This window comes from Thermosyntropha sp. (genome assembly GCF_017656155.1).
Classification (GTDB): domain Bacteria; phylum Bacillota; class Syntrophomonadia; order Syntrophomonadales; family Syntrophomonadaceae; genus Thermosyntropha.
The window spans coordinates 172,696-195,721 of record NZ_JACDOH010000004.1 but is presented as its reverse complement, the minus strand read 5'-3'; the positions used below and the strand labels follow the sequence as shown (position 1 = coordinate 195,721).

Genomic DNA, 23,026 nt, shown 5'->3' with positions numbered 1-23,026 from the left:
CGGCAAGGAAGTTTTAAAGTCGGGAGTTTGCCTAAGTGGGCGACTTAAAAGGAGGATGAAGGGTGGCACGGGGTTACGAAGGTGAGGAAAAAAGAGATAAAAGGCAGATGATATTGGACGCGGCGGTGAAGGTTTTTTCCCGCCACGGCTATCATGAAGCCAGGATGGAGGAGATTGCCGCAGAAGCCGGGATAGGTAAAGGAACTATATATGAATATTTCACGAGCAAGCTGGAACTTTTTCAGGAAATGCTTAATAAAAGCCGGGAGGTTTATTATGACAGCCTGGAAATAGATGATAAAAAGAAGCTTTCACTGAGGGAAAAGATATACTTTCTTTTTTTAAGCCATATCCAGTTTTGCCGGGAAAACAAAGAATTGACAAGAATTGTATTTTGGGATACAAAAATTATGGATGAAGAACTGAAAGTATGGTCATATGATAAGCGTAAAGAAAAAGAGAAAATGTTTAGAGAAGAAGTCCGGGAAGCGATAGAACGGAGAGAAATCCGCAAGGTAGATCCGGAGCTGGTAAGCCTTAATGTTTCAGGATTATTGAGTGCTTTATGGGCGCCTATAACTTTGGATGGATGGGATGTAGATCCTGAAGAACTGGCAGAAAAGCTGACGGATTTGATTTTTGCAGGGTTGAAACCTGAGTAGTGAAAGGAGGATAGGGAATCGGAGAATGGTTTTCCGGTTCCCTGTGTGGGGAGAGATGAAGAAAAAGTTGTTCTTTTCATTCATGGTAGTAATCGCGGTCTTGCTGTCCGCTCCTCATGCTGCCTTTGCTTTTTCTGATATTCGGGGACACTGGGCTGCGCCCCGGATTGACCATTTAAAACTCAGGGAATATATAAATGGATATCCGGACGGCACTTTTGCTCCGGATAAGTTTATTACCCGCGCTGAGTTTGTCACTATCCTTATAAATGTTACCGACAAAAGGGATGAAGCAGAAAAGCTGAAAAGGGTAAAGTCTTCCTTCAAGGATGTACCGGATGGCTACTGGGGCAAAGGGTATATAGAACTGGCGCGTGAACTCGGCTATGCCTACGGTGATGGCATTTATTTTTATCCGGAGCGCTTGATAAGCCGGGAGGAAGCAGTAACCATGCTGGTAAATGTTCTTAGGACTGGAAAAGGAGAAGAGGGGGAGATTCCTTTCAGCGATGCAGATGAGATTTCCCCCTGGGCTAGAAAGGCAGCTCTTTATGCCGCAGAATATGAGCTTATCAAGGGGTATCCGGACGGAACTTTTAAGCCGGCAAGAAGCCTTTCCAGGGCGGAGGTTGCAGTTATTATTGAGCAGTTTCTGGACTTGACTGGGCAGAAGTTTCATTTTTACGGTGAATTAGTGGATATAAACCTTCCTTTGCGCCAGATGAAAATCAGGTTTGACGAGATGGAAGAAACCTTTGAATTTGCAGATGAGGTAAAATTTTACCGGGCGGGGAAAACCGAGCCGGAAAGCGAGGTTGTTCTTCCTGTAAAGGGCTATTTTGATCTTAACTCCAAAGGAAAACTTACCTATTTTTATGTAAGTGAAAAGGTATACGGAGGAGAAACCTTTAAGGTAGACATAAAAACCCTTTACGGCCGGGAAAAGAAGGTTGAAGGAAATAATACGGCGGTAAAGCTGGTGAATATGGAAGAAGAGAATATAGAAAAGATGCCGGAAAATAAGGATTATGATCCGAAAAGGAGCTTAGAGCTTACCCGCAGGGCTATGCGGGTTGATGATTTTATTAGGGAAACCGGAGTAAATGGGCGGGGACAGCTTATTGCGGTCATCGACAGCGGGATTGATCCGGGGCATCCTGATTTGCAGAGAACAGCGGATGGAGATATTAAAATACTTGATTTTATTGATTTAACTGATGAAGGGAAAGTGTGGCTTACCCGCAAGGTGCAAGCGGTAGACGGGTTTTTGGATATAGATGGGAAAAAAGTGGATGTAAGGGGGATAGATAGTAAGAGTGAAAAATTTATCTGGGGCTATCTGAATGCCGACATTCTTCCCAAGGCTATGCAGGCAGAATTTTTGGATGACAAATTTTTGGTAGTGGCGGCGGCAGTGCAGTATGCGGAGTATTATGATGTTGTATATATTGATACCGATATGGACGGGCAGATTAAGGATGAGGTTCCTTTAAGGAAGTTTGCCCAAGAGCGCCAGATTGCGACAATCGAGGCAGGAAAAAGGAAATTTAACCTGGTAGTTGCTGAGATTTCGGGGACTGATGGGTATGTTAAATTCGGTTTCGACGCTTTGGGACACGGGACTGCAGTTGCCGGTATAGCGGCAGCGAGTGGTAATGTTGCCGGGGTGGCGCCGGGAGCCCACCTTCTTGCAATAAAAGTCATGGATAAAATGGGAAATGCCTATTTAAGCAACCTGGAGGAAGCCCTTAAACGGGCGGCTGATGCGGGTTCCCGCATTGCGGTTATAAGCATGGGGCAGTATAATCTTACGCGGGAACAAAAAGCTATGGTTGAACAGATAGCTTATCGCATGTATCTCAATTATGGCATGATTATATGTATTGCGGCTGGCAACAACGGGCCCGGGCTGGGAACGGCAGCCGATACGGCATCAGTTCCGAATGTTATAAGTGTAGGGGCTTATGCTACACCTCAGATGTGGATAAATGATTACGGGATAAGCATATCTGAACCTGTTATCTGGTATTTTAGCTCGGCCGGGCCGGGATTGGACGGAATGGCGGCACCTGCGGTAGTGGCACCGGGAAGTGCGGTATCGACTTATCCTATGTGGAATGGAGAGCCCTATAAGCTGTTGGAAGGAACCAGCATGGCAGCCCCTCATGTAGGAGGAGCTTGTGCCCTGCTTACTAGTGCCATGATAAGCAAACTGGCTAAAGATGATACGAGTCTGGTATTTCACAGTATTTTGGCGGGGGCAGTAAGGCTTCCCGGATATACAGCGGCTGAACAGGGATTTGGCGCGGTAAACCTGATGAATTCCTGGCGCGAACTTAAAAATAATCCTGAGAAACCGGGTGATTATGAGATAGTTCAGCATACTCCGGGATATGGCACAGGCAAAGGATTTTACAGCCGGGAGTATATACCAGGCAGGCTTCAGCTCAGCATAAGAAGTCGGTCGGAGGAAGAAAGGGAATTGGTAGTTGGGGGCTTATCGGAATTTATGCGTCCTGAGCAGTATACTTTAAAAATAGCCTCTGATGGGGAAAGAAGCTTTGTCATGAATTATAATATACCGGATAAGCCCGGACTTTACAGCGATTTTGTGGTGGCTGACGACTACAGGACGGTGGGATGGGATGCCTTTGTCCTGCAGACAGTTGCAGTTCCATATGATCTGGCAAATATGGAAGGAAAGAAGATGTCGGAAAAGGCAGTTTTACAGGCTGGCAGATTTAAAAGGTATTTTATAAAGGTGCCGAAAGGGATGGATGAACTTGTTTTAAGGCTTTCAGCAGGAGATAGAGGAAGGGTCAGAATGCATATAATATCTCCGGCCGGAGTGCAGAAAGTAAGCAGTTATGCAGGGGTAGGCGAGATTATGCCGACAGACGAAGTGGTTATAAGCTACCGAGACCCTGCAGCGGGAACCTGGGAAGTGGTAGTATACAGCTCGGTTACTTTAAGTCTTTTCGGACTTAACGAGTCGATTTATACATTTGAAGCAGAGCTTAAAGGAGAGGTAAAACCGGATGAAAATGTGCCTTATCAGTATTTGGTGTCCTTTTGCCGTTCTCCTCTGGCGGAAAAGGCGGGGACCCCTGCAACACTTTTCTTCTGGCATTACAACACCAAAATGCCGGGAGACGGCATGACTCTGATTGAAAACCGCCTTTATGAGCTTATAAACGGAAAAGCTTCCGTTTTGAAACAGGGGTGAAACAGGGGGACGGTTTTCTGTTTCACGCTGGCTGAAGAAAGTGAGGGGGGGGTAAGGGAGGTTTCGGCAGATAAAAGAACTTGCGGAATCTTCCTTAAACCCTGGTTTGATTTTAAATCAGCCTGTGGTAAAATTATGCACAAATATTGATTTTCAGTTTTTTAAAATTTGGGAGGCCTTATGGATACCCAGTTCAAGATAAATGAAAGGATTGAAAAGGAAATTGAAAAGATAAAAAGCCAGATGGTAGATAAATATAATCCTCTGGATATAATTCTTTTTGGTTCCTGTGCCAAGGGGTTGGCCGGGAAGAGTAGTGATATAGATTTATGTGTGATCCTGGAAACTGACAACAAGCGAAGGACTTTGGCGGAAATGCTGGTTGATATTGGTTGCGAAATGGATTTGGATATTGTTATATATACACCTGAGGAATGGAGTACCCACAAAGATGACAGGGCCACTTTGGCAGGAGTTATCAATCGAACGGGGGTAAGCTTGCTTGGTAGATTCCAAAAAATATGAAGAATGGTTTAAAATGGCCCAGAAAGACATGAAAGGAGCCAAAATTTTGTATGAACATAAGGGTGATAATGGGATAATCTGTTTTCACTGCCAGCAGGCTATAGAAAAGCATTTGAAAGGTTTTCTTATAAAGGTTACCGGTGAACTGTTGGAAGGACATAATTTGGTTAAGCTTTGCCGTAAAGCAGCAGTTTATGAAAAAAGTTTGGACAGGTTTTTAAGAGATGTAGCTTTTGTAAATGCATTTTATATCGAAACTAGATATCCGGCTGATGATCCTTTGGAAATAAGCAGACAAGATGCAGAAGATTGCATAAAGATTGCAGAAGAGATTATTAAAAAGATAGAAGGTTTAGTTAAATAAGATAATAGGTGCACCTGAAGTGTAGAAGCTGAGGTGAAGACAGATGCCCAAAGTTATAAGTATCATTAATCTGAAGGGAGGGGTGGGGAAAACCACCCTTGCGGTAGCTTTGGGGGAATTTTTAAGCCTGCTGCATGGCCTTAAGGTTTTGATAATAGACACTGACCCCCAGACTAATGCTACAGTTGCCCTGATGGATGAAAAGGAATGGAAGCGGCGCAATGTTAAAGGGCAGACCCTGCTGGGCATTTTTAAGGATGTGGTGGATAAGTATCAGGTTTTTTCACCGGCAGAAGCAATTGTAAAGGGTGTTTCCAATATTGCTGGCGGGATTGAAAATCTGCATCTGCTTCCTTCCAGCCTGGATCTGATTGAGTTTCAGGAAGAGTTTTTGTATAAGGCACATAATCATGAAGAGATTTTTAAACCTTCCCTCTTGCAGGAGAGACTGCAGGAAGTCCTGCCTTCCTATGATATAGTCCTTATCGACTGTCCTCCGGATTTGGGGTTTATCACCCGCAATGGGCTTTATATGAGCGATTATTACCTGATACCGGTGATTCCAGATATCCTTTCTACCTATGGCATTCCCCAGATTATAAGCCGGGTGGAAAAGCTTAAAAAGAGAACCGGCACAGTAATTGAGCCTTTGGGGATAGTGGTGAGCAAATTTCGGGTCCAGTCCAGTGTTCATAAAAGCCAGCTTAGTTTGCTTAGGGCCAGGGCCAGAGAGGTTGGGTATCAAAGGGTTTTTGAAACAGTGATTTCGGAAAATAACCGTTCAGCAGCGGTGATGGATTTTCACCATTCGTTTAACAGGCTGGAGGAAAAGTATGGATATCCTTATCAGAAGCCTTATGCCGAATATAAGTCGCTTGCTGAGGAGGTTTTAGCTTATGTCTAAGGATCTGGCTTTAGCCATGGCTGAATTTTTGCGGATTTTGGCTAATGAAGTGGAAAATAACAAGAGGCTCGCCAAAAGGATTTCAGTTCCATTCGAGGAGTTATTGAAGGCGGAAAAGGAAGCGGCAGGAGAAAGAAAAAAGAAAAGCCGCACTAAAAAAGAAAAAGCATCGGTGCCAGAGGGCTTTGATCCTTTTAAGGTATATTCTGATAAAGGAAGTGTTGGGCTTTATGAAGAGCTTTCCAAATTTGATGCTCCGGTTCTTAAAGCGATTATAGCCCATTTTGCATTAGATCCTTCCCGTAGCTATGCGCGCCTGCGCAAACCGGAAAAGTTAATGGGGATTATTGTTGAAAAGGTTAAGAATATGAGTGAGCGGGGAGAGGCCTTTCGGCTTTGAATACGGTCAGCTTGAGATAAAATTTATTTCGGATATGAAATACTTTTAAATTTCAGAACCGTCCCGAATTTTAAATCTATTTCGATTCGTAATAGTTTTAAACTTGGGGACGGTTCTCGATTTTAAATCTGCTTCGAAACGAAATGATTTTTAAATCGTAGATTGTTCTAAAGTTAAAAGAGGAAAATATTTGTTTACAAAAAGAGGAATTTATATAAAATTGAAGAATTTTGGATATAATAGGAAAATTAAACTTGATGGGGGTAGAGCAGAAGATGCTAGAGGGGGGAAAAATTTCCTGTTTGCAGGCTTATGGATTTTGAGCCGGTTAGGGTGAAAATGGGAAGGTTTTGGCTGGTATGGTTTTTTTGTCTTACAGTGGTATTTTTTGTTCTTACAGCCGCTGAAAGCATCAGGGCAGAAGAGGGAAGAGTTGAATATGTTAAAGCAGGCAGCGGATATAGGTTTTCAGCTTCAGACGTGTCGGGAGAAGTTCTGGTCTGGAGCGAGAGTGTAAACGGAAAGCAACGGGCCTGCTTTTTTATTTTGGGGAGCAAGAATGAAGCGAAGGTTTTGGATGGGGAAACTGTTTTGCCCAATAAGGAAGCGGTGAAGGTTGATGACGGGATTGTTGTTTATCGGGACAGATCCAGGAATAAGCTTTATTATAAGGATTTGCTCTCAGGGGAAAAGGGAGTAGTTTCTGAAGGATATATAGGGTCTTTTTACCAGATAAGCGGCGGAAAGGCTGTTTATCTGAAGAATGATTCTCTGGTAAAAGATTGTTATGTGCAGGATATCAGGGGTAGAACCGAGGTTTTTTTATTTAGCGGAAATGTGCGAGATTTGAGGTTTTATAATAAGGACGGTTTTAGTTTTTTGGCCTGGCTTAATAATGATGATGGGATTTTGTATTTTATGGATTTGTCTGATAAGGTTGTGCGAAAGGTTCCGGGGGCTTTTCCTGAGATGGCAGGGATAAGTCTTTTTAAGGGGACAGCAGTTTATATTGAAAAGGGGACAAATAAGCTTTTTAGGGTAAAACTGGGAGAAACGCCGGAGGTTAAGGATTTGGGGATAAAAGGGGCAGATCCTTTGTTTCTTTATGAGGATTGGGTTTATTACAGAAACGGTGACGACTTAGACAGGTTTAATGTGCTTAATGGTGAGGCACCTGAGCAGGTGTTGACTGACATCAGTCCGATTTATTTTGCAACTAATGGGGAAGATTTTTTCTGGGTAGATGAAGGTGGTTTAGCCTGGTATGCAGGGATGGAAAGGCTGGAGGTTTTTCCGGAAGAGGTAAGGTTGGAGGTTGATGGGGAATTTGAAATCGGGGCAAATGCAATTTATAAGAATGGCTGGATAGAGGATGTGAAAGGAAAGGCGGTCTGGACAACCAACGGTGCGGAGGTTGTCGAGGTAGAGAATGGTTTTTTAAGGGCTCTGGGAATAGGAGAAGCAGTAGTTGAGGTGGAATATGAGGGGATGAAGGGTTATACTTCGGTTTTGGTTGATGGGATGACCGGACTTAGCATGGAGCCGGGAGGAGAAATTTTGACCAAAAAGGGAGAGTCCTGGCCGGTAAAGGTAAAAGCTTTTTATTATGCGGGGAGAGAGGCTGAGGTGACAGATGATGTGGAATGGAGGAGCATTTTGGGGAATAAGGTGAAAAATAAGATTTACTGTGCCGAATTCAGCGGAAAGGATGTTCTGACTGCAGTTTACGGAGGGTTTTCTGTCTCAACAGTTATCAAGATAGAAGAAGTGGCAGAAGGGACAGATGGAGAAGAAGATGCCGAAGATACGGAAAATGAAGACCCTGGAGATAATGAAAACCCGGGAGATGAGCAAAATGGGGATGTTGGGAAGATAGGAGATGAAGCTGATGGAAATAATAAGGATGAAAATGATGAAGATGTTGTAAGCGATGAGGATTCAGGTAATGAAAATAGTGGGAAAGAAGAGGAAGATGATGAGGGCTTAAATAGCGGAGGAGTTGGAAGTGAGAGCGGAGGATGGGAAATAAACCGGAATAATAGGAGGGAAAATGTTGTCGATGTTTTTAAGGAAGGGGGGGATGGAAGTAAGGGAGAGTATGTTTTGCCATTTGGAGAAAAGGTTTATTTGGTTTGGGGTGAAACCGATTTAAAGAAAATGAAGTGCAGGGCTTTAAAGCTGAAAAGTGATTTGTTTTGTGTGGAAATAGCTGGGGTTGATAAGGTTTCAGAGATTATAAAAAGCCTTAAAATAGCAGCAGAGATGGCTAAGCTGGGTGATGAGTTTTGTTCTCCTTATTATAAATTGCAGCCAGTATCGGATTTTTGGAAGATAGAAATAGCAGGAGAAGGAATAGATGAGGCATTTAAGAAGGGGCTGAAGATTTTGGTTAAAGTCCCAAAAGGAGAAACAGGGGAGAAGAAAGCAGAGGCAGGATTTTATATAAAGAGGGATAAAGTTTGGGAATATGCGGGAAGAGCAGGAAATGAGAAGGATTTTTGGAGTTTTAATTATAAAAGTGTCGGTGTTTACGGGGTTTTTGTGCCAGAGGTTAATTTTGTTGATATTAGGAATCATTGGGCTAGAGATGATATTATTTTCCTGGGGATGCGACATATTATAGTGGGGAAGACTAGAGGGTTTTTTATGCCGGATGAAGAGATAAGCCGGGCTGAGATGGCAGCTTTGCTGGTTAGGCTGGCCGATAATTGTAATAATAAAGTTAAATACGGCAAGAGCCGGGAAAAGGTGTTTCCTGAGAATAAATTTGCTGATGTGGAAAAAGATGCTTGGTATTATCCATATGTTATGGAAGCAAAGGCAAATGGATGGATTAAGGGAAAAGGGGATGGAGGCTTTTATCCTGGAGATAAAATTACCCGGGAAGAGATGGCAGTAATTATAAACAATTTTCTGGGGATGAAGAAAGATAAACAAATGGGGAATGAAATGGCTTTAGGAGAGATTAGGGAAAATATTTCTCCATGGGCTAAGGAGGCTGTATCAAATATGGAACATCTTGGAATAATGCAGGGAAGAAGCGATGGGGAGTTCGCTCCTAAGGATTTTGTTACTAGGGCGGAAGCTGCTTCAGCTTTGAAAAGGCTTTATGATCTTGTAGGTCAGGAGGACTAAAACTTCTTTCGAATCGAAACAGTTTTCAATTTGGGGACGGTTCTAAAATTTAAAAGTATTTCGGATCGAAACAGATTTAAAATCGAGAACCGTCCCCAAATTACACAAATTACAAATTACAGGAGAATTGGAAAAGCAAGGAGATATAAACATAATTCTTGACAATATTTCCTTCGTATAGAAAAATATACACAAAAGCTGGGGAGTTTAAGCTTTTAAGAGTATTGGTTTTTAAATGCAGATGAGATGCAGCATGCGGTAGAGGGGTTTAGGCTGTTGCATTTGGGAGGGGATGAGGTGCCCAGGAGCAGAAGGGTTAAGAGTCGAAGTGGTTGTTATCATGTTATTTTGCGCGGTAATGAGAAGAAGCCGATTTTTTACGATGATGAGGATAGACTGCGCTTTATTTCAACCCTGCAGGCTAAGAAGAAAGCGACCGGATTTTATCTTTATGCATTTTGTTTGATGAGCAATCACATACATATGATGATAGGCGAAAACGGAAGAGATTTATCAGATGTAATGAAGCGGATAGCAGTAAGTTATGTATCTTATTTTAACCATAAACATGAAAGGATAGGACATCTTTTTCAGGATAGATTTAAAAGTGAAAATGTGGAAAGTGACAGGTATTTTTTAGCTTTAGCCCGCTATATTCATCAGAATCCGGTAAAAGCAGGATTAGTCCAACGACCTGCTGACTACATGTGGAGCAGCTACGGCTGTTATCTTGACGAAAAGCATCCTTTTTTCTCCTTGGTTGATACCGATATGCTTTTAAGCTTACTGGGGGCAGGAAAAGAAGAGGCTAGGGAAGAATATATTAGGTTTATGAATCAGTCGGTCGAAGGGGATTTTTTCGATATAAATGAGCCGATGAACAGGGAAGAGGCGGTTCTTTTATGGGAGCAGTTGATAAATGAAAAGGGCTTGGTTGATAATGGCGATATTTTTCTTTACGAGCAAAAGCTTTTAGCATTGAAGGAATTTAAGGAGAAAACGAAGCTTCCCGACAAGGTTATCATGGAAATTACCGGCGTTAGCCGTTATATATTGAAGAAAGCACAGAAGTTTTGATTTTGGACGGGATTTGAGTTAAAATTTTTAAATCTTGAAACCGTTCTGTAAAAAAAAGGAGGAATGTGTGATGGACAGGGGGTTAATAGAAAAAGCAAGAGAGCTTATTAATGCCAATTATATTTCTACTACTTTGAGCACGGTTGACAGGGATTATAATGTTAATATTGCGGTGATTTCAGTTCTAGAAATGATAGATGATGAGACTATTATATGTGCACGCTTTGGAGCAGATAAAACATATGCTAATCTTAAGGAAACCGGCAAAGGGGTTTTTATGGTATTATTAACTGATGGAGAAAAAAGCAAAGATGGGATAAGGGTTTATGTTGAATTGGTTGGCGATTATACGGAAGGGGAATATTATGAGCGTATTAAAGCGCGGCTTTTGCGAACTAAGTATGCTAATTTTCCCCTTAAAAACTGTCTGGTTTTTAAAATTACCAACATACTACCGGTATCAATGTTGAAAAAGCCGAATATTTAATTATGGTTGTTATGGTTTTAAGAATATTGAAGTATATATGTTTTGTGGGGATTATATGCTGCCGGCTGATGGGTGGCGGCGGTGTTGAATTTTAAACTTTGTCAATGTTAAGTAGGTAAGGGTTAGAAAATTATTTCGATACTGAAATAGTTTTAAACTTTAGAACCGTCCCCAAATTACACAAATTACAAATTAAAAAGTGTTTCGATTCGAAGTAGTTTTTTAATTAAAGGGTGCTCCAGATTGAAACAGGAGGAAGGATAGGTTGATTCATTTAGGCAAGGTTATGGTAGTGTTTGGTACCAGGCCAGAGGCTATTAAGATGGCTCCGGTTGTTAAGGAACTTAAGTCGTCAGAGGATTTGGATACGGTTGTGGTAGTTACGGCTCAGCATCGGGAGATGCTGGACCAGGTGCTTAATCTTTTTGGGATTAGGCCAGACTACGACCTTGATCTTATGAGGGAAAAACAGGATCTTTACAGCATAACCAGCGGGGTATTAAACGGAATTAAGGATATTTTGGAGAAGGAAAAGCCAGACCTGGTTTTGGTACATGGTGATACTACTACTACTTTTGCGGCTGCTTTAGCAGCTTTTTATGCTAAGATTCCAGTGGGGCATGTAGAAGCAGGGCTTAGAACCCGCAATAAGTATTCCCCTTTTCCGGAAGAGATGAATCGCACTTTAACAGGTCGTTTGGCTGAACTTCATTTTGCTCCTACCGATACGGCGCGAGAGAATCTTTTATCTGAATCTACGGCTTCTTTTAAAATTTGGGTAACGGGAAATACTGTTATTGACGCCCTTTTAGCAACGGTAAAACCGGATTATAAGTTTGGCTCTGAATTTAAGGATATTAATTTTAATAACCGTCTGCTTCTGGTGACTACCCACCGCCGGGAAAACTGGGGAGATAAGATGCGCGGGATTTATCAGGCTTTAATTGACTTGGTAGAAGAATTCCCAGATGTAGAAGTAGTTTTTCCGGTGCATATGAATCCGATAGTGCGGAACTTAGCCATGGATATGCTGGGCAATAAGAAGAGGATACATCTTTTAGAACCACTTGATTATGAACCTTTTGCCAATCTTATGAATGTTTGTTATATGGTCTTGACTGATTCGGGAGGATTGCAGGAGGAAGCACCTTCTCTCGGCAAACCGGTTCTGGTTCTGAGGGATACTACGGAAAGACCGGAAGCAGTAAAGGCAGGGACGGTTAAACTGGTGGGAACAGTTCGGGATAATATTTATCGGGAAGCTAAACTTTTGCTTACTGATAAGATGGAATATGATAGGATGGCAAAGGCTATAAATCCTTATGGGGACGGAAGAGCTTCAAAGCGAATTGTTAAGATTGTTAGAGAATTTTTGTATGTAAGGATAGGGGCCAGTTGAGGCAGGAGTTTCTTTTTTTTGAGCGAATTTGACAAATGTAAAAATATTTTATTTTATAAAATTAAAGGCGTGAAATAAAATAGCATAATTATTTTTATTAGCATTGAGGAGGAATATGAAATTGGCACATATTAAGTTTGGTACTGACGGCTGGAGGGCAATTATTGCAGAAAATTTTACTTTTGCCAGTTGCCGTATAGTATCGCAGGGGATTGCTGCCTATATAAACAGTCGTAATCTGGCGAAAAAAGGGGTTGTCATAGGTTATGACAACCGTTTTATGTCGGAAAATTTTGCGCGTGAATGTGCCAAGGTTTTAACCGGAAATGGTATAAAAGTGTATTTACCGAAAAAAGCTATGCCTACCCCGGTTACGGCTTTTGCTATCCGGGTTTTAGATGCGGCAGGTGCGGTCATGATTACTGCCAGCCATAATCCCCCAGAATATAATGGAATAAAGTTTATTCCTGAGTATGCGGGACCGGCAATGCCTGAAGTTACTGACGTTATCGAACAGCAGGTGAATAAAACCTTGGAAACTGGAAAAGTTTATGAGCTGGGGATGGATGAGGCAGTAAGGCTTGAGCTTTTGCAGGAGATTGACATAGAAAGCGATTATATAAATCATGTTAAAGGACTTATTAATCAAGATTATTTTAGTGGCCGCGGGCTTAAGGTAGTGGTTGATCCTATGTATGGGGCAGGGATTGGCTATTTAGACAGGATTTTAACCGACTTGGGATGTGAAGTGCGCACGATAAATAATTATCGTGATCCGCTTTTTGGCGGTTCTATGCCAGAACCGGTAGATCGTATTTTGGGAACCCTTAAGCGTACGGTTACTACCTACAATGCTGATATTGGTTTGGCTTTGGATGGAGATGCTGATCGTTTTGGCATTGTTGATGAAAAGGGAAGTTTCATTCCTGCCAATCAGTTTATGTATCTTTTGCTTATGCATCTTTTAAAAACCCGTGCTTATAAAGGGCCAGTAGCAAGAACAGTCGCTACTACCCATATGTTGGATCGAATTGCCCAAAAACATGGATTGGCAGTTATTGAAACTCCGGTAGGATTCAAATATATCGGGGAATGCTTGCGGGAAAAGGGATGTTTAATGGGAGGAGAGGAAAGCGGAGGTTTGAGCATTTCCGGGCATATACCAGAAAAAGATGGAATACTGGCTTGCCTTTTGGCAGTTGAAATGTTGGCTTATTCCGGAAAGACCATAGCTGAACTTAAGGCAGAGGTTGAAAATGAATACGGCAGCATGGTAAGTCAGAGACTTGATATAAAGGTTAGGGAGCAGGAAAAAGCGCGGATTATGCAGGAAATTGATGATTATATACCGAAATCAGTGGCAGGAGTAAAGGTTGAAGATGTAAACACTGTTGATGGCAAAAAGGTTTGTCTGGAAGATGGAAGCTGGTTTTTAATTCGCCCTTCAGGCACCGAACCGCTTTTCCGGGTTTATGTTGAGGCAACAGAGTGGGAAAGGCTTAAGATGATTCAAGACGAAGTTTTGAAGGACTTAGACTTGAAACAATTTTGATTTTGTCTGGATTTTTGAGGAGGCAAAGGAGTTGAAAAAGGTGAGGGTAGTTATAGCGGATGATAATGCAGTGATGCGCGAAAAAATGAAAGATATTGTAGCAATGGATTCTGCGTTGGAACTAATTACCGTGGTGGGAGACGGGCAGGGGGCAATTAATATCGCCCGTCGGGAAAAACCGGATATTTTTCTTATGGATACTAATATGCCGGGGACTGATGGGATCTGGGCAACCCGGGTGATAAGGCGTGAGCTTCCTCAAATAAAAGTCATCGCTTTAGCTGTTCTTGAGGATGAAGCGAATATGGCAGTAGAAGCCGGGGCTTCTGGCTGTTTTTTTAAAAACAGACCGGAAGAGGAGCTTTTGGAGTTGATACATACGGTCTTGGTTGATGAGGAAGAGGTAGAAAGTTCAAACCGGGAATCAAAACAGGCTGTTGGAATTGAATCTGTCAACGAAGTAAAGCTCACCAAGCGGGAAAAAGATATCCTGCGGCTTGTTGCCGAAGGGAAAAATAACAAGCAGATTGCTGAAATACTTATGATAAGCGAGAAAACGGTAAAAAACCATTTAACATCTATTTTCCGCAAATTAAATGTGCGAGATCGAACCCAGGCGGCACTATATGTTTTGAAAAACGGTATTGTATAAGAAAATAATTTACTTATGCAAAATTATCCCAGTAATCGGTATATCTCCTTTTCGCATATTTATTTATATATAAGGAGGCGGAGAGGAGGTATTTTTTTATGCTTACTTTACTGAAACTGCTCTGCCTTGCTATATGGATGTTTATAATGATTGCTGTTATTATAGGAAGCCATATAGTGGAGAAAGAGGAAAAAGTAAGGGTTAAGTCTTTTATAAGAAGAGAAATATAATAACATGGAGTTTTAAGTAGCAGATTTGATGTTTTGCTGTTTGTTTTTATTTATGAATTGTTTCGGAATTATTTCGAATCGAAAAAGATTTAAAATCGAGAACCGTCCCCAAGTTAAAAAGTATTTCGAAAGTGAAATAGTTTTTAATTTCAGAACCGTCCCCAATTTAACGGACGATTTTAGCAGGAGGTTATCTGGATTGAGAAAATTTATGTTATAATAAGATATTAAGTTAAATTTAGAAATGACAGCTGTTATGATTTGTGAATAGTATATACTAAGCGATTTAGGGTGGGGTAAGGAAAGTGTTTGATTTTATTTTAGATATTATTTTCCCTATGCATAAATGCAGTTTGTGCCGCAAACCTGGAAGATATACAACTTCAAGGCCGTGGTGTGACGAATGTGAAAAGGCTATTCGCAGTATGAGACAGGATATGCATATATGCGACAGATGCGGCAAGGTTATTCCCGCTGATAAGTTTTTATGTCAGGATTGTTCTGTTAAGGAGCCGCCGTTTGCTATTGCCAGGGCAGTTGGACCTTATGAAGATTCATGCCGAATAGCTATTAAGGTATTGAAGTTTTTAGGCAAGAGAAATTTGTCGGTAGCTATGGGGAAGATGATGGCAGAGGTGGTAAAAGGGGAGCCGCGCTATTTCCCGATAGATTTAATAGTTCCGGTGCCTGCTTCTAAAGGCCATTTGGAACAGCGGGGTTTTAATCAAACAGCAGAAATGGCAAAATCAATAAGCCGCCAGCTTAAGATAAAGATGGATGACAAGGTTTTGATAAGGGTTAAGGAAACTCCGCCTCAAAGGGAACTGTCTAAAGAAGAAAGGGAAAAAAATCTCTTATGTGCTTTTGAGGTAAAGGATAAGAAAAAGATTTATCGAAAGAATATATTACTGGTAGATGATGTATATACTACCGGTTCAACCAGCCGGGAATGTGCCCGCACCCTTCTTGGTGCCGGTGCAGAAAGAGTGGCGGTTATTACCTGGGCAACCGGACATGGATTTTAAATTTGATTGATGAAGGTATTAGACTGGACAAGCTTTTTAGTTAAAAGGAGGGTTTTTTATGGTTAATGATCTCAGAAACTGCCCCAAGTGTGGACGTCTTTTTGCCTATCAGGGACGGAATCTGTGCAAGAAGTGCCAGGAAGAAGAGGAGAATGAATATCTGCTTGTCAGAAAATATGTGCGGGATAATCCCGGCGCGACTATTTTTGAGGTATCAGAGGCAACCGGAGTTGAAGAAGAAAAGATTCTGCAATTTTTGCGTGAAGGAAGACTGCAGTCTAAAGGGCTGGCTGCTGCACTGGAATGTGAGAGATGCGGCAAAAAGATTTCTGCGGGAAGATTTTGTCCGGAGTGTATTAAAGAAATGGATGCCCAGATAAAAGGAATTATTGGAAGTCAAGGTTCTGAAGGCAAAAAGGATGCCAATATTGGGAGAACCATAAAGGATCGAATGTATACCAGGGAAACAGATAGGAAGTAGTGGCTGGAGACGTTGTATTTTAAGCAAAAATATGTGTTAGAAAGAGTATTAAAGAGAAAAATAAAGATATGTGGATTGTTTTTAAGATTATGGCTTTAATAATCTTTTTTTTTTTTTTCGAAAATATAACCAAGACCTGAAAGAGAGGAAGAAATGTGTATGATTATTTCTAAAAATCAGGTACAAAATATACTGCGTATTTACGGAAGCCACTTGGAGACTAATAAGGTAAATAAGAAGGAATCCACTAATAAGGCGGAAAAAGACAGCATTGTGATATCAGATGAAAGCCGGATAAAGCAGCAGCTTTTAAAAGTGGTTAAACAAGCGCCGGATATGAGGATGGATAAGGTGGAAGAGTTGAAAGAGAAGGTATCCTCCGGAACTTATATGATATCAGATGGCGAAGTGGCAGAAAAGATGATTGAAAGGGCTATTGTAGATAAGCTTGTTTAAGTATGGGGGTTATAGCTTGGAAAAGGTGTTAAGGGAATTAATTGAGGTCCTGAAAAAGGAAAATGAGATTTTAGAAAGCCTTATTGAATGCGGAAACTTAAAGCAGCAGTATATTATCGCAGATAATGTTAAGGAGTTGGATAAACTTTTGCCCAAAGAGCATGTCTTGCTGGCAAATTTAAATACGTGGGAAGATAAACGGTTAATGCTTCAGGAAAAAATGGCAGATTACTGGCAGGTTAAAAGGGAAGAGCTTACAGCCGACAAAATGCTAGAGCAGGTAAAGGCTTCTTTTCCTTTTTTTTATCCGGAATTTGCGGAGATAATGGATGCTTTGACAGCCAACTTGAGTTTTTTACAGAGATTAAACCGGCATAATAATGAGCTTATTGAACAGGCCTTGCAGTATATAGAAACGGTGCAGGTTCTTTTAGAAGGAGATGAAGCCGGGGTTTACGGTCAGAAAAATAATCCGGCCGGGGGAAAGGTTTCTAAGCCGGGAATAAACCTGATAGACAAAAAGGTATAGTTCTTTTTTGGAGGTAGGGAAGAATGTCTTTTTTTGGAATAGAAATAGGCAAAAGATCGATTATGAGTCATCAGACGGCTCTAGAGGTTGCCGGCCATAATATTTCCAATACCAATACGCCGGGATATACCAGGCAGGTGGCAAATCTGCAGACAACGAGGCCTTATCATACCCCTGTTATGGTGAACAGTGGCAAGGCAGGGCAGATGGGAACCGGGGTTACGGTTAAGGATATTCAGCGGATAAGGGATGCTTTTATTGATGAACAGATAAGAAATGAAAATAAAACAGCAGGTTATTGGAATGCACTGCAGGATGCTTTATCCAAGATAGAAGTCATTCTTAATGAGCCTTCTGAGGATGGGTTGCGTTCGGTTATGGATCTTTACTGGAAGTCGTGGCAGGATTTAGTTGCCAATCCGGAAAGTGAAGCGGTAAGAGCAACCGTGGTTCAGCGGGCTATGGCTATGGCAGACACCTTTAACCATACTTACAAACAGCTTAAGGAGCTGCGGGAAGATGTAAATGCCTCCGTTGCTATAAAGGTGGTGGAAATCAACTCGATTATTCAGCAGGTAGCTGATTTAAACCAGCAGATTTTAGCCATAAATATTGCCGGCAAACAGCCCAATGACCTTTTAGATAAAAGAGATTATTTGTTGGATCAGTTAAGCCATTTAACATCGGTTAAGATAGTCCAGGAACAAAACGGCATGGTGGCAGTGCAGATGGGCGGACGCACCCTGGTGCAGGGAGTAGAGTATTATGAGCTGGGGACGGTGCAGGATACTCAGGGTATGCATATGGTAATCTGGAAAGACACCGGGGTAAGAGCTAATGTCGAAGGAGGAGAGCTTAGAGGCCTTTTAGATGTCCGCGGCAAGACAGAAAGAGCAGAAGAACCTTCCCCTTCGCCTTATAAGGAGATTGTTCCGGAAATGATGGAGCAGCTCAATACCTTGGCTAAAACTATTGTGCTCAGGACCAATGAACTGCATAGAGGAGGTTTCAGCCTCAATAACCAGACTACTTTTCCAGATGGCATCAACTTTTTTGATCAGCCTGATACGCTAGCAGATATAAATGCCATTGAAGACTGGGCAGAATATATAAAGGTCGCTCAGAATATTGCAGTTGATCCCAAAAATATTGCAGCAGCTGCTTACCGCACATGGGATGACAGCACCGGCGTTTTGCAAAAATATAATTTCGGGGATGGGGCTAATGCTCTAAAGATTGCCCAGCTCAAGCACAGTTTGAATGACAGGTATGTATGGGCTGAAAGCCCTTCGTTGGGGAGTCTTTCTTTCCCGTATGATAATATATCAGGTGACATAGTGATTACTTATGTTGATGATCCGGCAGCAGGGACTACGGTTACTAAGACCATAAATATCAGCGCTTTAACCCCTCCTGCCAATTACCGGGATTTAGCTGAATTAGCCTACGCCCTGCAGAAATATCTGCAGGAAGATGCGGATTTGAAGGCTAATGATGTTTTGATAGAAGTCAGATTGAGTGGAGATAAGCTGATATTTGTCGGGGGAGAGAGGTTTAAGGAAATTGATGCGACAGGTCTCAATCTTTTAAAGGGGAATCCGCCGATTTCAACCCCGCTTATGACAGCAAGCCTTGTGGCAGACAAATCTTACAGCGGAGTAATAAATTATGTTACATGTGATGATTACTGGCGGGCTATTACTGCCAACAAAGGGGTGCAGGCATCAGAAGCCAAACGCATGGTGGACAGCCAGGAAATCCTTTTAAACCAGTTAGAAAGCAAAAGGCAGTCGGTCTCCGGAGTTTCTTTGGATGAAGAGATGGCGAATATAATAAAATTCCAACACGCCTACAATGCAGCTGCCCGCTATATTACTGTTATGGATGAATCATTGGAAGTCATTGTCAATCGCATTGGCATTGTTGGAAGATAGGAGGGTTAAGCTGTGATTCGCATAACCAACAATATGCTGGTAAATGACCTTATGCGCAACCTAAACAACAATTACCGTATGATGGATAAATATCAGCGTCAGCTTTCTACCGGCAAAAAGATAAATATGCCTTCTGACAGTCCGGCAGGACTGGTAAAATCCCTTCGTTTGAGGACCAATATCGTAGAAGGGGAACAGTATTTAGCCAATATAAATGAGGCTATAAATTTTATGGAGACTACTGATTCCGCACTGGATAATATCACCCAGATACTGCAGCGGGTACGGGAACTTACGGTAAAGGCAGCCAATGGGACTAATGATCCGGGGGCTCACAAGGCAATTGCTGATGAAGTAAAAGAACTTAACGAACAGATAAAGCTCATAGCCAATACTACCTATGGGACAAAACATGTTTTTGGAGGACGCAACGTGAGTGAGCCGCCTTATAGCAAGGGGGCAAACCCGGATAACTGGGTGGGAAATGACGAGCATCTGGAGCTGGAGATAGGAACAGGCATTGTTATTTCGATGAATATAACCAATAGAGATATGAATTATTTTTTTACTGATTTTAATGATGGAACGAATACCAGGGAAGGGATTTTTACCCTGCTTGATAATCTGGCAGGCGACATTGAAAACGGCAACTTAGATAAGATAAGTGCTGCTTTGAGCAAGATTGACGATAAGATGAGCGATATGCTGACAGCCCGTTCGGTTGTTGGGGCTAAAACCAACCGATTGGAACTGCAGAAAAGCAGGCTCGAATCTACCCAGATATCTTTTACCAGCCTTTTGGCCGAAAATGAAGATGCTGATTTGGCTGAAGTTATTATGAACCTCAAGATGCAGGAGAATGTTTACCGGGCATCTCTCTCTGCCGGAGCCCGTATTATTCAGCCCAGCCTGGTCGACTTCCTCCGCTAATTTAAATCTGGAGGAGGCTGGGGGACTAGAAATTTCGGATCGAAATAGATTTTAATTTGGGGACGGTTCTCATTTTTAAAAGTATTTCCATTCGAAATAATTTTACCCCTTTGAAAGGTTATCGAACCCCAATTGTTGCTATTTAAAAGAGGGGGGAGGAATTTGTGCAGCTCAGAATTGAACAGCAGTTTGTCCAAATCGGGCTTAACATAAAGGAGCCTTTTTTACCGCTTAAAACTACTCTTCCCAAGATTAATTTGGAAATAAAAGAGCCGAAGCTTAATATGCATATTTCCCATCCTAAGGTTTATATTGACCAGCGCCGCTGTTTTGCGGATGTGGAGAGAAGAAGTTTGCCTGATTTTATAAGCTATTATGCGCAGCTAGGAAGGGAACAGGTTTTAAGGGCTATAGGAGATATAGCTGAAGAAGGAGACAGCCTGGCTGCAATCGAAAAAGGAGTAACAATAGAAGAGCTGGCGGAAAAGGGATTTGGCGAGCCGGCTGATTTTAATGTTACTGCTGTCCCTAAACAGCCTCCGGAAATAACCTGGGATGTTCGCCCGGTGGAAATAGAATTTATTCCGGGACAGGTTGACCTGGAACTTGTTAGGGGAAAAGTGGAAAATTATTTTGAACCGGGGAAGGTTGAAGTTTATATTGCCCAGCAAAATTATATTAAGATTGATTGGGTAGGAGATAAAATAGACATTAAAGCTTGAGGATAGGTGCAATTTTTGGAGGGATAATTATGAAGATTGCAAGCCTGATTTTGGGCGAGATGGAGATAGAAGAAAACATGATTATTAATTTTCCGGAAGGGTTGCCGGCTTTTGAGGAAGAGAAGAAATTTGTCATTGTTCCGGTAGAAAGCGGAGCCCCTTTTTATTATATGCAATCTCTTAAGACACCTGAGCTTTGTTTTATGCTGGCTGACCCTTTTGTTTTTTTTCCCGACTATGAAATAAAGATGGGAGAAGAAGAAAGTAGAAAGATTAAGGCGGAGGAAAATGCCGGCGATATTCAGGTTTTTGTGATTTTAACAGTTCCTGAAGATTACAGGAAAACTACAGCTAATCTTCTCGCTCCTCTTATTATAAATGTAAAAGATAAAATTGGACTTCAGTTTGTTGCTGCAGATTCCGATTATAATACTAAGCACTTTATTTTTCCTTATGCTTTTGAAGGGGAAAAATCAGGTGTGGCGGGGGAGGCGAAGTAGAGCTTGCTGGTTTTAGGGCGCAAAAAAGGAGAAAGCATAATTATAGGTGAGGATATTGAAATAAGCATTATAGATGTCCAGAAAGATCTGGTAAAGATAGGAATTAAAGCCCCCCGCTCTGTAAGCATTGTCCGCAAGGAAATATATGAAAATATAAAGGAAGCCAATATCGAAGCAAGCAAATATCTGCTAAACGCAGAGAGTTTGAGCAGTTTGAAACAGCTTTTAGACAGCAGGGAAATGAAAAAAGAAGGTTCAGGCGAAGATTAATGCAGGTTTGATTGCCGAAGGGAGGAAAGCCGGATGTCTTATGGAGTGAATAATATCCGTTTTGGTGGTATAGCGAGTGGCCTTGATACTGAAAAGATTGTAAAAGACCTGATGCGCCTGGAGCAGATTAAAGTTGACCGCGTAGTTCAGGAAAAACAGCTTTTAGAATGGAAGCGCAGCGATTATCGTGAGATTAATACTAAGCTTTTAGCTTTGCGAAATTCTGTTTTTGATCTTAAGCTTCAGAGCTCTTTCCTTGCACGCGAGGTGGTTTCCTCTGATGAGTCAGTTGTTCAGGGAGTAAGTGTTAATGCCGGGGCAACACTTGGTAATTATGAAATTGAAGTTGTCCAGCTTGCTAAAGGAGCAAGTTATCAAAGCACTCCAGCTGATGGCTTTTCTGCTGTGGACGGAAGTTTTACAATTGCGGGGAGCAAAGGAAGCGCAGAGATAACTTTAGGTGCAGGAGAAACGGTTCAGAATGTTGTTGACAAGATAAATGATGCTGCCGATACTACTGGGGTTAAGGCAGTTTATGATGAGGACTTGAACCGGCTTTTTCTAATGTCGGCTGATACTGGAGATGCAGCAGCAATCAAGTTTACTGCAAGTGATGCTGGCGGCAAAACTAATCTGGAAAATCTTTTAGGAGGGACTTTTAACGAAGGCAGTGAAGTTACTTTAAGTCAGGGGCAAAATGCTTTAATTCGCATAAACGGTGGGGATGATATAAGTTTTGCCTCCAATCAGGTAAAGGTTATAGGCTTAACCCTTAATCTTAAAAGTAAGGGGACTGCAACGGTAAGCGTAAACCAGGATATAGATGCAGCGGTAGATAAGATTAAGGCATTTGTTGAAAACTACAATGCGGTTATGGAAAAAATTGACACTAAATTGACCGAAAAAAGATACCGCGATTATCCTCCTTTGACTGATGAGCAGAAAAAAGAGATGAAGGAAAATGAAATTGAGCTCTGGGAGGAAAAGGCAAGAAGTGGACTTTTAAATTCCGATCCTATGCTCCGCTCTATATACAGCCAGATCCGCATGACGGCGATGGATGCTGTTTCCGGAATTGAAAGTAATTACAAGACCTTAAATTCTATAGGTATAAATACACTTTCCTGGAATGACCATGGCAAGCTCTATGTTGATGAAGAAAAACTCAGGGAAGCTTTGAGTGAAGATATAGAAGGGGTTATGGCCCTTTTTACAAATGAAGCGGAAAATGGAATAGCCCAGAAGCTATATGATACAGTCAATAATTCTATTAACAGTATTGTAGCTAAGGCTGGACGGGATGATTATAAGGTTGATAACAGCACTTTGGGTAAGGAAATTCTGGAGCAGACTGAGAAAATATTTGAAATGCAGGAAAAAATGGCTGAAATAGAGGAGCGCTACTGGAAACAGTTCACAGCTATGGAAAAAGCCTTGGCTAGAATGCAGAGTCAGAGCGATTGGCTTATGGCTCAGCTTTCTTAAGGTAAATAATCTTTAAAAAAGGAAAATTTTATTTAAAAGCGAAATATGGACTAAGGGGATGGGAAAATAATCAGGAGAGCA

The 23,026-nt window shown here is 41.7% G+C and carries 23 protein-coding genes; all 23 read left to right on the top strand.

Annotated elements, in window-relative coordinates; all coding sequences use genetic code 11:
• Nucleotides 1–62: 62 nt before the first annotated feature.
• The 23 genes from H0Z36_RS05830 (at nucleotide 63) to fliD (ending at nucleotide 22,945) form a co-directional block, all read left to right on the top strand.
• Complete coding sequence (locus H0Z36_RS05830) at nucleotides 63–662, top strand: TetR/AcrR family transcriptional regulator (protein ID WP_296864337.1); 600 nt, start codon at nucleotides 63–65, stop codon at nucleotides 660–662.
• Between the two features lie 55 nt (nucleotides 663–717).
• Nucleotides 718–3,888 carry a S8 family serine peptidase gene (locus tag H0Z36_RS05825; RefSeq protein ID WP_296864335.1) on the top strand — a complete coding sequence of 1,057 codons (3,171 nt, stop codon included), beginning with the start codon at nucleotides 718–720 and terminating at the stop codon, nucleotides 3,886–3,888.
• Nucleotides 3,889–4,068: 180 nt separating this feature from the next.
• Entirely contained in the window at nucleotides 4,069–4,413 is a 345-nt protein-coding gene (locus tag H0Z36_RS05820; protein ID WP_296864333.1) for a nucleotidyltransferase domain-containing protein, read from the top strand.
• On the top strand, nucleotides 4,391–4,777 hold the full coding sequence (locus H0Z36_RS05815; protein WP_296864331.1) for a HEPN domain-containing protein: 387 nt from the start codon (nucleotides 4,391–4,393) through the stop codon (nucleotides 4,775–4,777). Before H0Z36_RS05820 ends, H0Z36_RS05815 begins: the two co-directional genes overlap by 23 nt.
• 43 nt (nucleotides 4,778–4,820) lie before the next feature.
• Entirely contained in the window at nucleotides 4,821–5,681 is an 861-nt protein-coding gene (locus tag H0Z36_RS05810) for an AAA family ATPase (protein WP_296864329.1), read from the top strand.
• Nucleotides 5,674–6,081 (top strand): hypothetical protein, encoded by a 408-nt coding sequence (locus tag H0Z36_RS05805; RefSeq protein ID WP_296864327.1) that lies wholly within the window; start codon nucleotides 5,674–5,676, stop codon nucleotides 6,079–6,081. Before H0Z36_RS05810 ends, H0Z36_RS05805 begins: the two co-directional genes overlap by 8 nt.
• A 312-nt stretch (nucleotides 6,082–6,393) precedes the next feature.
• Nucleotides 6,394–9,216, top strand: a complete 2,823-nt coding sequence (locus H0Z36_RS05800) for an S-layer homology domain-containing protein (RefSeq protein WP_296864325.1) — start codon at nucleotides 6,394–6,396, stop codon at nucleotides 9,214–9,216.
• Between the two features lie 297 nt (nucleotides 9,217–9,513).
• A complete protein-coding gene (locus H0Z36_RS05795) occupies nucleotides 9,514–10,293 on the top strand; it encodes a transposase (protein ID WP_296864323.1) in 780 nt (259 codons plus the stop codon).
• Between the two features lie 70 nt (nucleotides 10,294–10,363).
• Nucleotides 10,364–10,780: a hypothetical protein gene (locus H0Z36_RS05790; protein ID WP_296864321.1), complete on the top strand. Its 417-nt coding sequence runs from the start codon at nucleotides 10,364–10,366 to the stop codon at nucleotides 10,778–10,780.
• Between the two features lie 286 nt (nucleotides 10,781–11,066).
• The gene (gene wecB / locus H0Z36_RS05785; RefSeq protein ID WP_296864400.1) at nucleotides 11,067–12,179 is read left to right on the top strand and encodes a UDP-N-acetylglucosamine 2-epimerase (non-hydrolyzing); all 1,113 of its coding nucleotides are present in this window, start codon (nucleotides 11,067–11,069) and stop codon (nucleotides 12,177–12,179) included.
• 121 nt (nucleotides 12,180–12,300) lie between these two features.
• Nucleotides 12,301–13,731: a phosphoglucomutase/phosphomannomutase family protein gene (locus H0Z36_RS05780; RefSeq protein WP_296864318.1), complete on the top strand. Its 1,431-nt coding sequence runs from the start codon at nucleotides 12,301–12,303 to the stop codon at nucleotides 13,729–13,731.
• Nucleotides 13,732–13,771: 40 nt separating this feature from the next.
• Nucleotides 13,772–14,383, top strand: coding sequence for a response regulator transcription factor (locus H0Z36_RS05775; RefSeq protein WP_296864397.1), 612 nt, complete (start codon nucleotides 13,772–13,774; stop codon nucleotides 14,381–14,383).
• A gap of 98 nt (nucleotides 14,384–14,481) precedes the next feature.
• Complete coding sequence (locus H0Z36_RS05770; RefSeq protein WP_296864316.1) at nucleotides 14,482–14,613, top strand: hypothetical protein; 132 nt, start codon at nucleotides 14,482–14,484, stop codon at nucleotides 14,611–14,613.
• Nucleotides 14,614–14,918: 305 nt separating this feature from the next.
• Complete coding sequence (locus H0Z36_RS05765) at nucleotides 14,919–15,638, top strand: ComF family protein (RefSeq protein ID WP_296864314.1); 720 nt, start codon at nucleotides 14,919–14,921, stop codon at nucleotides 15,636–15,638.
• A 58-nt stretch (nucleotides 15,639–15,696) separates the two neighbouring features.
• Nucleotides 15,697–16,119, top strand: a complete 423-nt coding sequence (locus H0Z36_RS05760) for a TIGR03826 family flagellar region protein (RefSeq protein ID WP_296864312.1) — start codon at nucleotides 15,697–15,699, stop codon at nucleotides 16,117–16,119.
• Between the two features lie 159 nt (nucleotides 16,120–16,278).
• A complete protein-coding gene (gene flgM / locus H0Z36_RS05755; protein ID WP_296864310.1) occupies nucleotides 16,279–16,575 on the top strand; it encodes a flagellar biosynthesis anti-sigma factor FlgM in 297 nt (98 codons plus the stop codon).
• 25 nt (nucleotides 16,576–16,600) lie between these two features.
• Entirely contained in the window at nucleotides 16,601–17,104 is a 504-nt protein-coding gene (locus H0Z36_RS05750) for a flagellar protein FlgN (protein ID WP_296864396.1), read from the top strand.
• A gap of 23 nt (nucleotides 17,105–17,127) precedes the next feature.
• A complete protein-coding gene (gene flgK, locus H0Z36_RS05745) occupies nucleotides 17,128–19,038 on the top strand; it encodes a flagellar hook-associated protein FlgK (protein ID WP_296864308.1) in 1,911 nt (636 codons plus the stop codon).
• 12 nt (nucleotides 19,039–19,050) lie between these two features.
• A complete protein-coding gene (gene flgL, locus H0Z36_RS05740) occupies nucleotides 19,051–19,968 on the top strand; it encodes a flagellar hook-associated protein FlgL (protein WP_296864306.1) in 918 nt (305 codons plus the stop codon).
• A 164-nt stretch (nucleotides 19,969–20,132) separates the two neighbouring features.
• Entirely contained in the window at nucleotides 20,133–20,690 is a 558-nt protein-coding gene (locus tag H0Z36_RS05735) for a DUF6470 family protein (protein ID WP_296864304.1), read from the top strand.
• 29 nt (nucleotides 20,691–20,719) lie between these two features.
• Complete coding sequence (gene fliW, locus H0Z36_RS05730) at nucleotides 20,720–21,190, top strand: flagellar assembly protein FliW (protein WP_296864302.1); 471 nt, start codon at nucleotides 20,720–20,722, stop codon at nucleotides 21,188–21,190.
• A gap of 3 nt (nucleotides 21,191–21,193) precedes the next feature.
• Nucleotides 21,194–21,460, top strand: coding sequence for a carbon storage regulator CsrA (gene csrA / locus H0Z36_RS05725; RefSeq protein WP_296864300.1), 267 nt, complete (start codon nucleotides 21,194–21,196; stop codon nucleotides 21,458–21,460).
• Nucleotides 21,461–21,493: 33 nt separating this feature from the next.
• The gene (gene fliD, locus H0Z36_RS05720; protein ID WP_296864298.1) at nucleotides 21,494–22,945 is read left to right on the top strand and encodes a flagellar filament capping protein FliD; all 1,452 of its coding nucleotides are present in this window, start codon (nucleotides 21,494–21,496) and stop codon (nucleotides 22,943–22,945) included.
• The last annotated feature ends 81 nt before the right edge of the window (nucleotides 22,946–23,026 follow it).

Bases quoted from the DNA above. Each gene is read 5' to 3' on its own strand.
- H0Z36_RS05825 (WP_296864335.1), top strand. From the start codon at position 718: ATGAAGAAAAAGTTGTTCTTTTCATTCATGGTAGTAATCGCGGTCTTG.
- H0Z36_RS05820 (WP_296864333.1), top strand. From the start codon at position 4,069: ATGGATACCCAGTTCAAGATAAATGAAAGGATTGAAAAGGAAATTGAA.
- H0Z36_RS05810 (WP_296864329.1), top strand. From the start codon at position 4,821: ATGCCCAAAGTTATAAGTATCATTAATCTGAAGGGAGGGGTGGGGAAA.
- H0Z36_RS05805 (WP_296864327.1), top strand. From the start codon at position 5,674: ATGTCTAAGGATCTGGCTTTAGCCATGGCTGAATTTTTGCGGATTTTG.
- H0Z36_RS05800 (WP_296864325.1), top strand. From the start codon at position 6,394: ATGGATTTTGAGCCGGTTAGGGTGAAAATGGGAAGGTTTTGGCTGGTA.
- H0Z36_RS05790 (WP_296864321.1), top strand. From the start codon at position 10,364: ATGGACAGGGGGTTAATAGAAAAAGCAAGAGAGCTTATTAATGCCAAT.
- wecB (WP_296864400.1), top strand. From the start codon at position 11,067: ATGGTAGTGTTTGGTACCAGGCCAGAGGCTATTAAGATGGCTCCGGTT.
- H0Z36_RS05770 (WP_296864316.1), top strand. From the start codon at position 14,482: ATGCTTACTTTACTGAAACTGCTCTGCCTTGCTATATGGATGTTTATA.
- H0Z36_RS05760 (WP_296864312.1), top strand. From the start codon at position 15,697: ATGGTTAATGATCTCAGAAACTGCCCCAAGTGTGGACGTCTTTTTGCC.
- flgM (WP_296864310.1), top strand. From the start codon at position 16,279: ATGATTATTTCTAAAAATCAGGTACAAAATATACTGCGTATTTACGGA.
- flgK (WP_296864308.1), top strand. From the start codon at position 17,128: ATGTCTTTTTTTGGAATAGAAATAGGCAAAAGATCGATTATGAGTCAT.
- fliW (WP_296864302.1), top strand. From the start codon at position 20,720: ATGAAGATTGCAAGCCTGATTTTGGGCGAGATGGAGATAGAAGAAAAC.
- fliD (WP_296864298.1), top strand. From the start codon at position 21,494: ATGTCTTATGGAGTGAATAATATCCGTTTTGGTGGTATAGCGAGTGGC.